Here is a 13,323-nt window from a genome sequence, read left to right on the forward strand (position 1 = left end):
CGATAGGCCGCGGCGTATGGGTCCCTGCTTTCGCAGGGACGACAAAGATCTAAAACTCCCCGTGCAGCCGCCCTGAAAAAACATGCACCGGGCCGCGATCGGCGTTGTAGGCCGGGTTGGTGATGAGCTGGTAATCGGCCGTCAGCGTCAGCTGTTTGTCGAGCGCGAAGGCATAGTAGGTTTCCAGAACCCGCTCGCGCCGGTAATTGAGCGCGCCGTCGCCGATCAGCGGGCCGAGGCCGCCGGCCGCGAGGAAGTCGCGATGATCCCGCGACAGCGCGTTGATGGCGCCACCCAGCCCGATCACGTCGTCGGGCCTGCCCCATCGGGTGCCCTTGACCGAGGCGCCCAGCGAAAGCGAGGCGTCGATATCGGTGAACGCCATGATCTCGGTCTTGCCGTTGTTCCAGCTCCAGCGGCCGAATAACCCGACATCGTCGGTCAATGCCTGTTCGAGGTTGATGGCGTAACCGTATTTGACGCGGCCGATCCGGGTCCGCGCAATGTCGAGATTGAGCGCCGCATTGTTCAGCGTGTCGCGATAGCTTCCGGAATAGGCGCTGTTGAGCCAGACGATGGTGCGCAGCTTTCCGGGCCGGGAGAGCAGCGAATAACGGGTCTCCAGCTCCATCACGTAACCGCCGCGCTGAAATACTCTGGTATCGAAGTTGTTCGAATTCGACACCGCGTCCATCAGGAAATAGCCTGAACGCAAGGCCCATTGCTTCTGGTTGAGCTCCGCCGTGACGCCGTAGCCGAGCCCCAGCTTGTCCGCGGCATAGTCGAAGGCACCCGACGACCAGAGCGACCAGTTCATGAAATCCTTGCGTGGGTCTCGCGCATAGCTGTTGCCGTCGAAAACATCGACCACCGAAAACTTGCCGGCCTGCAGCGTCAAGCGCGAGACATCCGCCTTGCCGGCAAGCTGCGCAGGGCCGCCGGGCAGATCTTCCTGTTCGCCGCCGAAACCAAAAGTCTGGCGCAGGAACAGCCGCGACGTATTGTAATGCGGGTAGGGGAAGTTTGATTTCTGTGCTTCGCCGTTGGGGAATCCGCCGGCTCCGACCGTATTATTCAGGCCAAATCCCTGAAGCAGTTCGGGGTTGAAGTAGACCTCGCCGCCCTCCCAGAGCCGGGCGTTCAGATAAAGGCTGTTGCTCCAGGTCTCCTGAACCTGCCGCGCCGGCGTCAGGCTGTTCGGGCCGCTATAGGGGGCACGAAACGCCGGATAGCCCTGCGGCAGAAAGGTCGTTTGACCGTGGATTTCCCAGCGATCGGATTCGGTGTCCGTCAGCGAGGTCTTTGGCGTCCCGTTGCCAGGTCCCGGCCAGTCGACCTTGCGGTTGAGGCCGATGCGGAGCGACTGCAAATCGAGGGTCGAATTGTATCGCGCTCCCGAGGCGAAGCGGACGTCGGCTCGCTCGAACTGGCTGTAGAGATATTCCAGCCGCAGGCTCCAGTGCGAAGCGAAAGCATATTCCAGCCCGGCGCCGGCCGCCCAGCCGAGCTGCACTTTGATGTGCTTTTCGTCGCCGCCTGCCGCGGGCGCATTGAGGAAGCGTTCGCCGGCCCAGGCCAGCCCGCCGGTGGTGTAAGCAAGCCATGGACCGCCGGTATAGCCGATGCGGCCGCGTGCGGTTCCGACATAGTCCCACTGCTCGGTGACATCGGAGCGCGGCGTCGCAAGCGAGGACACCACCGAATTCGAGGTTAAATAGTTTGGAAACATCATGTCGGTTTCGACGCCGAGCAGCACCCCGGAAGGCAATCGAAAATTGTAGCCGGCCTGCACGCCGCCGATCGCGCCGCTGAACGAATTGCTGGTGGTGTTGACGGCAGGGTCTGACAGCGTTGCGCTCGACGAGCCGCGGCCGAATCCGGTATGCGCGCCGATGTAGAACCCGGTCCAGTCGAACGCCGGCTGAAAATAGGGCGCTTTAACGGGCAATGTGATATCGGCCGCGACCGCGGAACCGCCCAGCGCGAGCATGCCGAGCGCGACGCTGGCAAGAACTTGCTCCCAGGGTCGGCCGTCGCGGTTCATGGAGCGGAAATTTCCAGCGCGAACATTCCTGGCGGTTGTCCCTGATTTGCCGGCGCGCTGCCATCCGAGAAATGCGTCATCAACCCCCGCCGCCCCTCGGTCGGATTTTCTGCCTCGGCCGTCCCCGCAAACCGGCGATCAGCAGTCTCTTGCCAGTCTTTATTGCAAGTAATTCGCAGCTACAAGAAAACGCTGAGACCGTCGCTGTTGAATGGCATTCCCTGGTGACAGTTTTGCAACAAGGTCGGATCGGCCCGATCCTTGCGGGCCAAAAAAGGCGACCCGCCCGGCGGGATGACCGGGCGGGGGGGCGACACGGGGTGGATGAGGCGCCCGTGCCGGACGCAGGATCCACAATCAAGGTGTTTTCGAGCGAAAGGCCGCCCTACGGTTGTCGGGGGGTGGGGAGCCCTTCGCGTCCGGAAAACGCGTCAAACGGAAAGCCAGCCAGTCGATCAGTAGTAGCAGGTGCGCACGCGGCCCATGTAGTTGCCATAGGCGTCGAACTGGCGAACCCAGCCGCAGCGGCGATAGCCGTCGTGGTAATAGCCGTCATTGGCGGCGATGGCGCTGCCGACGATCGCGGCGCCGACGAGGCCGGCACCGACGCCCACGGCCCAATTGGGGGGCGCGGCTTCTGCCTTGGTGGTGGACGCCATCGTGCCGGTCGCGGCAAGCGCGGCGAGGGCGAGCGCGGCAATTCTGGTCTTGGTCGTCATTGGAAACTCCATCCGGTTGCAGGCGGCCATGGTGGTCCGCATGCCCGTTGGACGGAGGCTTGCCGGTTCGGGTTCGAATCGCGTCGCCGGCGCCAAATTCCAACGAATCTACGACTTCCTGCGAGCAGCCACGTAAGCTGGCGACAGGGGCCGGTAGGCTGTCTCTCAGAAAACGAGATGGAAAATAGGGTCTAATCGGGTATTATTGGGTATGGAATCGGATATGAGGGCGCCCCCGGTCATGAGGGAGCCCAAGCTCGCATTCGGCCCCGACCTCGTGAAGCTCATCGCCGAAATCGATGAGTTCAAAGGGAGGTGGGAGGCCCTTAAGACACTCTCGCCGGACCGCCTCAGCGCACTCCGCAAGGTGGCGACCATCGAGAGCGTCGGCTCCTCTACGCGCATTGAGGGGGCAAAGCTATCGGACGCCGAGGTCGAGGACCTGCTCTCGCGGACGATCTCCATCAAGTCCTTCAAGACGCGTGATGAGCAGGAAGTGGCCGGATACGCCGAGGCGATGGACCTCGTGTTCGAGGCCTACGCCGACATGCGTCTCACCGAGAACCATATCCGCCAGCTACACCAGACCTTGCTGCGTCACAGCGACAAGGATGCGCGCCATCGCGGCTCCTATAAGACGCTCTCCAACAATGTCGTGGCGCTCGATGCGGACGGGCGAGAGATCGGCGTCGTGTTCGAGACGACCTCGCCTTTCGACACACCGCGCGAGATGGAGGCGCTCGTCGCCTGGACGCGCAAAGCGCTGGATGAGGAAGCGCTGCACCCGCTCCTTATCATCGCCGTCTTCATCGTGACGTTTCTCGCGATCCATCCTTTTCAGGATGGAAATGGGCGGCTCTCGCGCGTGCTCACCACGCTCCTCTTGCTGCGAGCAGGCTACGCTTATGTGCCGTACGCCTCGCTGGAGCGCGTGATCGAGGAAAACAAAGACCTGTACTACAAGGTGCTCCGGCGCACGCAGACGACGCTCAAGAGCGAAACGCCGGATTGGGAGCCGTGGGTTGGCTTTTTCCTGCGCTGCCTCAAGAAGCAGAAGGATAGCCTTACGGCACGACTAGACCGTGAACGGATCGCTCAGGGCAGCGAGGCCGATTTGCCGGAGCTGCCGCTCCAGGTCCTCAAAGCGCTGCGGGCGAAAGAGCGCCTGACGATCGCGCAGCTTGCATCAATCACCGGCGCAAATCGGAATACGCTAAAAGTACGTCTGCGCGAGCTGGTTGCAGATGGGCGCGTGCGGCAGCACGGCAAGGCGCGCGCCACATGGTATTCGCTATGAGCGCCGAGCCGCCAACCATCGACCAAGCCCAACCGAATGGTTGAATTCGCGGACCGCGGGCTTCTGCCGATTGAGACGGCTGATGGAGACTTGAATGTAGATATGTGTCTACATATAATTCAACGGAACATTGAGAGGGTCCCGTTGGGGTCCCGAACTGGAGGCCGAAAATGGCGGTGACCACTCTGACCAGCCGTGAATTCAATCAGGACACCAGCGGCGCCAAGAAGGCGGCGCGCCGGGGACCGGTCTTTATTACGGACCGGGGCCGGCCCGCGCATGTCCTTCTGACGATCGAGGACTATCAGCGCCTCGCCGGCGGCAATATGAGCCTCGCCGAAGCGCTCGCCCAGCCGGGCGATTCCGAATTCGCTTTTGAGCCGCCTCGTGTCGGTGGCGGGCTCTTCAAGCCGGCCGACCTCGGCTGATGTTCCTCCTCGACACCAACGTCATTTCCGAACTGAGACGGCCGGAAAAGGCAAACGCCAACGTCGTCACTTGGGCCAGCACGATTCCGGCGGCGAGTTTTTTTCTCTCAGCCATTTCCATTCTCGAAATCGAGCTGGGCGCGCTTCAGATCGCGCGCAGGGACGCGTCGCAAGGCGCGGTTCTCCGCGCATGGATAGACGATCAGATTCTGCCTCGCTTCGAGGGTCGCATCCTCGCTGTCGATACAGCCGTGGCGCAGCGCTGCGCGCCTCTTCACGTTCCCGATCCGCGTGCGGAACGCGATGCCTTGATCGCCGCAACTGCGCTGGTTCACGGTCTGACGGTCGTCACCCGCAATGTTGCAGGCTTCGAACTTGTTGGCGTTGCGCTGCTCAATCCGTGGGACGCCCGGAGAGTCGGCAAGCCCGAATGAACAAGGCCTTTGGTGCCCGGCAGGAAATTCGAAGGGCCTCGATCGGGCCGGCCAAAAAGTCGGCGATACGTTGCGTGTCGCGGCCGGGGCACGCGCGCTTTGCCGCGCGCTGTCGAATCGAGGCAGATCACGCGTCGAAGAAAGCGGCCGTACGCCGCGGAGCGAACTGCGGCCTGACAGAGCGGTCTGGCGTAGTCCTTCGGGCAGGCCGCGGGCTACCGTGGCGGGCCTCTGGATCGGACCGGATAGGCCATCATAGCGCCACGGCGAACGAGTATTGCCCATCTTCATCGGCCGTGGGGCGTTTCGGCGGTTGCTTATCGGATAGTTAACACAATCACTTAGGCGGTTCGCCCGGGCCGCCGGCGAGCTTCTTCACGTCGAATTTATCGACATCGGCAAGCAGTTCGCAGAACGCGCGCGCGCCATGGTCGAGCAGCTTTTCGCCTTTCTCCGCGGACGCCGTTGTCGCATCGCCAACGGCGCCGCTTGGGTTGAGATCCTGCGCCTGCCACGCGAACGGCGCCGGCCGGTGCGCGGAAAGCCAGCGATGATCCCTTTCCATCAGGACGCTCGCGGCGTGGAAATCGGCGATCGCAGCCCCACGCACAGCTTTCGGATATCGCGCCAGCATGATCGAGGTTTCCACCGCGCCGCCATGGATGCCGTGACGCAACTCGTCGGCGGAAAACAATCCCTCCGGAGAGCTGAGCCGTGCCCAGCTCGTGGTGACCGCGAGAAGCCCGTGCCGCGCGCGCAAATCCTGCGCGACCAGCGTCATGGCGGCGCCGTTGCCGCCATGGCTCGTCACCATCACGAGCTTGCGGACGCCTGATCGCGCGACGCTCTCGCCGAGCGCCATCCAGGTCTTCAGCGCGATTTCGGCCGGCAGTGTCAGCGTGCCCGGGTAGTGGATGTGTTCGGTGGAAATCCCGACCGGCTGCAGCGGCAGAAACGTCGCCGGAATGGTGCCTGCCAGCAGCTCGCGCACCCGTGCCAGATAGGCTTTGGCGATCATGACGTCGGTGCCAACGGGCAAATGCGGGCCGTGCTGTTCGGTCGCCGCCAGCGGCAGCACCGCGATCCAGCGCGCCCGGTCTCCCCCGGCGATGTCGGGCCAGTGGATGTCGGTCCAGTCGCGGGGTGGAACGGTCGAAGTCATCCGGAGCGTTTCTTTGGATCGATTTGCGAGGTAGGTTGCAGGCCTTGCCTGGGACATATCCAGCGTCCATGACCCCATCTTGCGCCAGAACGAACGACGGAGTCCAACCATGAACCCGGCCTTTTTGCCACGAGCGTTAACCGCGGGTCTTTTTGCCGTTGTTGCCGCACTCGTGCCCGCCGGCGCCCAGACCCTGGACAAGGTCTCGTTCGGAACCAACTGGGTCGCGGAAGCCGAGCACGGCGGATTTTTCCAGGCGGTCGCCGACGGCACCTACAGGAAATACGGGCTCGACGTCACGATCACGCCGGGCGGTCCCAACGACAACAACCGCATGCTGCTGATCGCCGGCAAGCTCGACTTCTTCATGAGTGCGAACTCGCTGCAATCGTTCGACGCGGTCGCCAATGAGGTGCCGCTGGTCGCCATTGCCGCCATGTTCCAGAAGGATCCGCAGGTGCTGCTGTTCCATCCGGAATCGAAAGTGACGAAGCTCGAGGATCTGAAGCCGCTGACACTGCTGGTGTCGAAGGAGGGAATGACAAGCTATTTCCAGTGGCTGAAGTCCGAGTATGGTTTCAGCGAAAGCAAGGTCAAGCCCTATACGTTCAACCCGCAGCCTTTCATCGCGAACAAGCAAAGCGCGATGCAGGGTTATGTCACCTCGGAGCCGTTCGCGGTGCAAAAGGCCGCGGGCTTCAAGCCGGGGGTCATTCTGCTCGCCGACCACGGCTTCAACACCTATTCGACCTTGATCGAGACCCGCCGCGAACTGATCGACAAGAAGCCCGACCTGGTGCAACGCTTCGTCGACGCTTCGATCATCGGCTGGTACAATTATCTGTACGGCGACAACGCGCCGGCGAATGCGATGATCAAGAAGCTCAATCCGGAAATGACCGATGAATTGCTCGCCTATTCCGTCAGCAAGATGAAGGAATACGGCATCGTCGATTCCGGAGATTCGCTGCGTAACGGCATCGGCGCCATGACCGATGCGCGGATGGCAAGCTTCTTCGACAAGATGGTGCGGGCCGGCGTCGTTCGCAGCAACATCGATTACCAGAAGGCGTACACGCTGCGTTTCGTCAACAAGGCCGTCGGCCTCGATCTGCGGCCGAAGAACTAGGGCGCGATGGCCGAGCCCGCCTTGCCCGACATCGATCCTGGCCCGGCCGGCCTCGCGGTGAGCCTGCGCGGGGTGACCAAGGTCTATGACAGCGGCGTGACGGCGCTCGGTCCGCTCGATCTCGACGTGCAAAGGGGCGAGTTCGTCTCCCTGCTTGGACCCTCCGGCTGCGGAAAATCGACGGCGTTGCGGCTGATCGCGGGACTGAGCGCGCCTACATCGGGCACGGTCGGCGTCTCCCACCGGGCCGGGGACGAGCGCGGCCGTCGCTCGATCGGCTTTGTGTTTCAGGAGCCGACGCTGATGCCGTGGGCCAGGGTGCGCGAGAACGTGCGGCTGCCGCTGAAACTTGCCCGTGACCCGGTTGCGGAAGCCGATGCCCGCGTCAGCGAGGCATTGGCGCAAGTGGGCCTTGCCGAATTCGCCGGCGCCTTCCCGCGCGAATTGTCCGGCGGCATGAAGATGCGGGTCTCGCTGGCGCGCGCGCTGGTCACCGATCCGGACCTTCTTCTGATGGACGAGCCGTTCGCGGCGCTCGACGAGATCACGCGCTTCCGGCTCAACAACGATCTGCTTGCGCTGTGGCGCAGTCTGCGCAAGACCGTCATCTTCGTCACGCATTCGGTGTTCGAATCGGTTTATCTGTCGCAGCGCGTGATCGTGATGACGTCGCGGCCCGGGCGGATCGGCGCGGAGTTTCGGATCGACGCTCCCGAGCCGCGGGGCGAGGATTTCCGCACCTCCCCACGCTATGCCAGCCAATGCCGGCAGGTTTCGAACGCGCTGGCGCCCTCTTACGCGGGCCGGCCGGGGGCATGAATTCACCGCCCGGCATCGTCCGAATTCTGCTCCCGCTCGCCGTGCTTGCCGCGGGCATCGCGATCTGGGAGCTCGTGGTGCGGCTCAACGATATCCAGCCCTATGTGCTGCCGGGTCCGGTCGCGGTGTTCCAGACGCTGGTCGGCGACTGGGGCGTGCTGTCACAGTCGCTGCTCGTCACCTTGCAGACCACGCTCGATGGCTTTGTCGCCGCCGCGATCGGCGGCGTTATGCTGGCGCTGTTGTTCAATCAGTCGAAGTGGCTGGAATATTCGCTGTTTCCCTACGCGGTGATCCTGCAGGTTACGCCGGTGATCGCGATCGCGCCATTGCTCCTGATCTATCTGGAGCAACAGACCGCTGTCGTCGTCTGCGCCTGGATCGTTGCCTTCTTTCCGGTGCTGTCCAACGCCACGCTCGGGCTGAACTCGGTCGACCGCAATCTGGCCGGTCTGTTCGAACTCTATGGCGCGTCGCGGATGCAGACGCTGCGTTATCTCAAGCTGCCGGCCGCGCTGCCTTTCATCCTCGGCGGATTGCGCATCGCCGGCGGCCTGTCGCTGATCGGCGCAGTCGTCGCCGAGATCGCGGCGGGCACCGCGGGCGCCGGCTCCGGCCTCGCCTACCGCATCGCCGAGTCCGGTTATCGTCTCAACATTCCCAGAATGTTCGCGGCGCTGTTGCTGCTCTCGGTCGCCGGGATTGTCATCTATGGGGTGCTGGCGCTAGTTTCGCATCTGGTGTTGCGGCGCTGGCACGAGAGCGCGCTTGGAAAGGAAGACTGATGGCCGGAAATATTTCCTCGGAAAAGGTCGGTCTCCTGATCTACGGGCCCATCAGGCCGATCTTCGAGAACGGTTTTTCGGACCAGTTCGTCCTCCATACGGCGGAGAGCCGCGCCGACCTCGAGCGGCTGACCCCGGACGTCATCGCCAAGACCCGGGGAATCGCCGTCACCTACCATACCGTGCCGGCCGACAGGACGGCACTGGCGCGGTTTCCGAGACTCGAGATCATCGCAAGTTTCGGTGTCGGCTACGACCACGTCGATTCAACCTATGCGCGCGAGCACAATATTGTCGTCACCAACACGCCCGACGTGCTGACCGAAGAGGTTGCCGACGTGGCGATGGGGCTTCTGATCGCCACGCTCCGCGAATTCGTCAAGGCCGACCGCTATGTGCGGTCGGGTCAGTGGCTGACGCAAAACTATCCGCTCAGCGCAGGCTCGCTGCGCGACCGCAACATCGGCATCGTCGGTATGGGCCGGATCGGCCAGGCGATCGGCCGAAGGCTCGAGGCCTCGCGCGTGCCCGTCGCCTATCATTCGCGCAATCCGGCCGCCGACGTGGCCTACAGGCATTATCCCGACCTGATCGAGATGGCGAAGGCGGTCGACACGCTGATCGTGATCGTGCCCGGCGGCGCCGGCACCGCCAAAATGATCAATGCCGACGTGCTGAAGGCGCTGGGACCACGCGGCGTGTTGATCAACGTCGCGCGCGGCTCCGTGGTCGACGAGCCGGCGCTGGTCGCGGCGCTGAAGTCCGGGAGCATTCTGGCGGCGGGGCTCGACGTGTTTGCCTCTGAACCGAACGTGCCGGACGAAATGAAGACCATGCAGAATGTCGTGCTGCTGCCACATATTGGCTCGGCTTCGGTGGTAACCCGCAACGCCATGGATCAGCTCGTGGTCGACAATCTGAAACACTGGTTCGCCGGCAAGGCTCCGCTGACGCCGGTGGCCGAGACTCCCGTCAAAGGTCGCTGATGACAGTTCATCGCTCTCGCATCACGTTTACGGCGCTATTGGTGCTGGTCGCGCTCGGTTCGCCGGCGCGGTCTCAGGATACGTCGAAGCTGAAAAAGGACATGGTCGGTCAATGGGAGCTCGCGACCACCGAGCGCAGCAAGACCTGCGTCGTCACCTTGAAGGGCGATGCGACGCCGCAGGGCCTGAAGCTTGAACTGGAGCCCGCTTGTGCGGCGGCGCTGCCATTCACCAGGGATATCGCGGCCTGGAATGTCAAAGGGCTGGATATCGTACGGCTGCAGGATGCCGCGGGAGCGCCGGTGATCGACTTCACCGAAGTCGAGAGCGGGATTTTCGAAGGCCTGCGGACCAACGAGGGCATCTATATCCTGCAGAACCTCGCCGCCGCCCGTTCGCTCGCCAAATCGATCGATCAGATGATCGGCGACTGGTCGATGGTGCGCGGCAACGGTCAGGCGGTTTGCGGCCTGACCCTGACCAACACCGAGGCCAGCCAGGATAATTTCCAGGTATTTCTCAAGCCGAAATGCGATCCGGCGATATCAGCCTTTGCGCCGACACAATGGCGGCTCGATCATGGCCGGATGCTGCTGCTGTCGGCCAAGGGCGACACCTGGCAGTTCGAGGCCGACGACAACGCGCAATGGCGGCGGGTGCCTGACAGTGCCGATTCGCTGATCATGCTGCGCGGGCAGTAGGTAACTATCGGTTGCGATTGGGACGGCCGCAAGTGCGAGCAGCGCGTGTCGCTCCGCCTTGGACGGTTCGTCGAACCAATCAGCGCGAAAGTTCCGCGCAACGATGGGCGCGGACGGCCCGCCTCATGACGGGTTCCCCTTTGTAACTGCGACCGCAGCGCATTGACGGGAACCCGGATCACCGCACTTTTTAAGGCCGACGGGCGCGCTGGATCGGCGGTGTCGTCGACGCCTATCTGCCACAGGTGCGAATCCCAAAAGTCGTCGGCTCCGCGCCACGCAAACGCCGCGCTGCCGCTGTCAGTTCGCGCCTCTATCAACTTGCGATGAGGAGGAACTCGCCGTGACAAAATTGCACACGATCGTCGTGCCGAGCCTCATCATCGCGGTTTTGATTTTGATCGTCCCGGTCCGCTCGCAGGCGCAAAGCGCACGCGATCCCGGGCCGCGCGTGGGAGCCGCCGCGGCCGGCGGGCCCTTGGACGGTCTGACAGGGCCTCAGACCAGCCTGTTCAACGCCGGAATCGATGAGTTCAAGAAGGCGGACAAGGTCTCCGACGGCCTCGGGCCGCGAATGAATCTCGATAGCTGCGCCGGCTGTCACTCCCAGCCAGCCGTCGGTGGTACGAGCCCTCCCGACCTCAATCCGCAGTTCGATTTCTTCCAAAAGAACCTGCAAAAATCGAACTATCTGCCGCGCTTCATCACCAGGGACGGCCCGGTGCGCGAAGCGAGATTCAAGCTGAACGCGGACGGAAAGACCCCCGATGGCGGCGTCCATTCGCTATTCACCATCACGGGGCTTGCAGGCGCCGACGGCTGTATTCTGCGGCAACCCCGTTTCGCCCGCGAGCTGCGACGTGGAAACGTGATATTCCGAATTCCAACGCCCGTGTTCGGCGCCGGACTGATCGAGCAGATTCCCGACCAGGTCATTCTCGACAATTATGCGAAGCAGCGAGGCAACCCCTACGGAATCCGCGGCCGGATGAACATCATCAATGCGGGTCACGCCAAGACAGGTCGCCAGAATCGAAACGGCAACGACGGCACCATCTCGCGGTTTGGCTGGAAGGCGCAGAACAAATCCCTGCTGGTATTTGCCGGCGAGGCCTACAATGTCGAGATGGGCATTTCGAACGAGCTGTTCCCGACCGAGCGGGAAGAGAATGCGAAGTGTCAGTTCAAGTCGACGCCGAACGACACGACGAACCCCGACAGGAACGGCCTCGATGTACTGAGTGATGTCGAAAAATTTGCTTCATTCATGCGCTTTCTCGCGCCGCCGGCGCCGTCGCAAGACACGCCGGGCGGGGCCGATTCGATCGCGCGCGGCAAGGAGCTGTTTGGCAAGGTCGGCTGCGCCATATGTCACGCGCCAACCCTGCAAACCGGCACGTCCGCCGTCGCAGCGCTCAGCGGAAAGCCGGTCGATCTGTACTCCGACCTTGCGCTTCACGACATGGGGGACGGCCTCGCCGACGGGATCAGTCAAGGCCAGGCCACGTCGCGAGAGTTTCGGACCGCGCCGCTCTGGGGCCTCGGACAGCGTATCTTCTTCCTTCATGACGGCCGGACCAGGGATTTGAAGCGGGCGATCCAGGAACACCGGAGTCCGGGGTCCGAGGCCAACATGGTGACGCGGCGATTTTTCAATCGGCTGAAGCAGGACGAGCAGCAGGATGTCCTGAATTTCCTGCGGTCGCTCTAAGGGCATTTTTCAGGCGACGTGGATACCGGTTCGCGTGAAGGAAGCACGTCAGAACAGAAAGATCGAGCCTTGGACCTGATTCAATCAGAGCCCCGGTATTCGGGCTCATGCTCCGGCCAAGCGAGCGCCGATTGCCAGCCCGGCACTCCGCCGGCCTCTTGCGTAGGCCGCGTGATGGCCGGACGCAATCGTGTCTTCGTGCGGGTCAGATCAGCCGCATCCCCTTCAAACTCGCATGCCCCGTTCCTGCCGACGATGATGTGATCGTGCACGGAGATGCCGAGCGGGGTGGCGATGTCGACGATCGCCCTGGTCATCTGGATATCCGCCTGCGAGGGCGTCGGATCGCCGGAGGGGTGGTTGTGCATGAAACTACGACATCACGTATCACCTTGAATGCACGCTATTTTCCATGACCGCGGTTGTAGGAGGGGACGTGGAAAGGGGACTGTTCAGGGTGACTGTTTGTGATCATCACGTTGTCGCACGCCGACTTTCGCTCGGAGCATTTCGCTCACGCCGAGTCACGCGCGAATTCCGCGCCCGCCACAATAGCAGACACTACACGTTCGTCATCCGTAGTCCGAGATCCGACGCTGTGATGGACGTCAACTTTCGTAAGCCAACACTTCTTCTTCGGCGATGAAGCCGGACCAACCGGCAGCGAGGCTGGTCGCGCGACGCCGGGGTAGTACTGATTTGCGGGCTAAGAGGCTGGACCATATTGCGCGAGCAACCCTGACTGTGCATTGCGCTTGCCGTTGTTCTACGTCGCATCCCGTACACTCGGGCCCGATCTTCGAAGTGACTCCACGGCTATCTCTGCCAGGCCGCCAATAATCTTTTTTCTAAGCTACTTCAGCCAATTGCCGGGCCCGCTTTCCTTTCCGTGAGCTTTCCTGTATTTTTCTCGGCCTTCCGTGGTTGGGTTCGCCCACTCATCGAGGAGTACTTCCGGAGTTAGGAATTAGAGAACTGGCACAGTGTCTGTATCTCTGTCGGTGAGCGCCGAGAGCCCGATGGGCAGCGCCATGGGCGGTCTTACAAATTGCGCGATGATGGAATAGTGCCGCTGATTTGCCCGACGTGTCAAAAATGTTTTCGCAGG

12 protein-coding genes and 1 pseudogene are annotated in these 13,323 nt (G+C 62.6%); 9 read left to right on the forward strand and 4 right to left on the reverse strand.

Annotated elements, in window-relative coordinates; translation table 11 throughout:
- Nucleotides 1–49: 49 nt before the first annotated feature.
- Both WCE35_RS26145 and WCE35_RS26150 read right to left on the reverse strand, forming a co-directional pair.
- Nucleotides 50–2,044, reverse strand: a complete 1,995-nt coding sequence (locus tag WCE35_RS26145; protein WP_424596203.1) for a carbohydrate porin — start codon at nucleotides 2,042–2,044, stop codon at nucleotides 50–52.
- A gap of 455 nt (nucleotides 2,045–2,499) precedes the next feature.
- Nucleotides 2,500–2,763 carry a hypothetical protein gene (locus WCE35_RS26150; protein WP_424596204.1) on the reverse strand — a complete coding sequence of 88 codons (264 nt, stop codon included), beginning with the start codon at nucleotides 2,761–2,763 and terminating at the stop codon, nucleotides 2,500–2,502.
- Between the two features lie 241 nt (nucleotides 2,764–3,004).
- Here WCE35_RS26150 and WCE35_RS26155 point away from each other — a divergent pair, with 241 nt between their 5' ends.
- The 3 genes from WCE35_RS26155 to WCE35_RS26165 all read left to right on the forward strand — a co-directional run bounded on the left by WCE35_RS26155 (nucleotide 3,005) and on the right by WCE35_RS26165 (nucleotide 4,922).
- On the forward strand, nucleotides 3,005–4,060 hold the full coding sequence (locus WCE35_RS26155; RefSeq protein ID WP_424596205.1) for a Fic family protein: 1,056 nt from the start codon (nucleotides 3,005–3,007) through the stop codon (nucleotides 4,058–4,060).
- Between the two features lie 170 nt (nucleotides 4,061–4,230).
- Nucleotides 4,231–4,488, forward strand: coding sequence for a type II toxin-antitoxin system Phd/YefM family antitoxin (locus tag WCE35_RS26160; protein WP_424596206.1), 258 nt, complete (start codon nucleotides 4,231–4,233; stop codon nucleotides 4,486–4,488).
- Entirely contained in the window at nucleotides 4,488–4,922 is a 435-nt protein-coding gene (locus WCE35_RS26165) for a type II toxin-antitoxin system VapC family toxin (RefSeq protein WP_424596207.1), read from the forward strand. The genes WCE35_RS26160 and WCE35_RS26165 overlap by 1 nt, the downstream gene beginning before the upstream one ends.
- A 337-nt stretch (nucleotides 4,923–5,259) precedes the next feature.
- Here WCE35_RS26165 and WCE35_RS26170 read toward each other — a convergent pair whose 3' ends face one another.
- On the reverse strand, nucleotides 5,260–6,084 hold the full coding sequence (locus tag WCE35_RS26170; RefSeq protein WP_424596208.1) for a creatininase family protein: 825 nt from the start codon (nucleotides 6,082–6,084) through the stop codon (nucleotides 5,260–5,262).
- 109 nt (nucleotides 6,085–6,193) lie between these two features.
- Between WCE35_RS26170 and WCE35_RS26175 the strand changes: the two genes are divergently transcribed.
- From WCE35_RS26175 to WCE35_RS26200, 6 genes are all read left to right on the forward strand, one after another.
- Nucleotides 6,194–7,213, forward strand: a complete 1,020-nt coding sequence (locus WCE35_RS26175; protein ID WP_424596209.1) for an ABC transporter substrate-binding protein — start codon at nucleotides 6,194–6,196, stop codon at nucleotides 7,211–7,213.
- A gap of 6 nt (nucleotides 7,214–7,219) precedes the next feature.
- Nucleotides 7,220–8,032: an ABC transporter ATP-binding protein gene (locus WCE35_RS26180; protein ID WP_424596210.1), complete on the forward strand. Its 813-nt coding sequence runs from the start codon at nucleotides 7,220–7,222 to the stop codon at nucleotides 8,030–8,032.
- Nucleotides 8,029–8,817 carry an ABC transporter permease gene (locus WCE35_RS26185; RefSeq protein ID WP_424596211.1) on the forward strand — a complete coding sequence of 263 codons (789 nt, stop codon included), beginning with the start codon at nucleotides 8,029–8,031 and terminating at the stop codon, nucleotides 8,815–8,817. The genes WCE35_RS26180 and WCE35_RS26185 overlap by 4 nt, the downstream gene beginning before the upstream one ends.
- The gene (locus tag WCE35_RS26190) at nucleotides 8,814–9,803 is read left to right on the forward strand and encodes a 2-hydroxyacid dehydrogenase (RefSeq protein WP_424596214.1); all 990 of its coding nucleotides are present in this window, start codon (nucleotides 8,814–8,816) and stop codon (nucleotides 9,801–9,803) included. Before WCE35_RS26185 ends, WCE35_RS26190 begins: the two co-directional genes overlap by 4 nt.
- Nucleotides 9,803–10,504: an AprI/Inh family metalloprotease inhibitor gene (locus WCE35_RS26195; protein ID WP_424596212.1), complete on the forward strand. Its 702-nt coding sequence runs from the start codon at nucleotides 9,803–9,805 to the stop codon at nucleotides 10,502–10,504. The genes WCE35_RS26190 and WCE35_RS26195 overlap by 1 nt, the downstream gene beginning before the upstream one ends.
- A 343-nt stretch (nucleotides 10,505–10,847) precedes the next feature.
- Nucleotides 10,848–12,215, forward strand: a complete 1,368-nt coding sequence (locus tag WCE35_RS26200) for a di-heme oxidoredictase family protein (protein ID WP_424596213.1) — start codon at nucleotides 10,848–10,850, stop codon at nucleotides 12,213–12,215.
- Nucleotides 12,216–12,420: 205 nt separating this feature from the next.
- Here WCE35_RS26200 and WCE35_RS26205 read toward each other — a convergent pair.
- Nucleotides 12,421–12,583 (reverse strand): annotated as a pseudogene (locus WCE35_RS26205) (JAB domain-containing protein); the annotation flags it as partial.
- Between the last annotated feature and the right edge of the window lie 740 nt (nucleotides 12,584–13,323).

The organism is Bradyrhizobium sp. (assembly GCF_049691595.1).
In the GTDB taxonomy this organism is placed as follows: Bacteria; Pseudomonadota; Alphaproteobacteria; order Rhizobiales; family Xanthobacteraceae; genus Bradyrhizobium.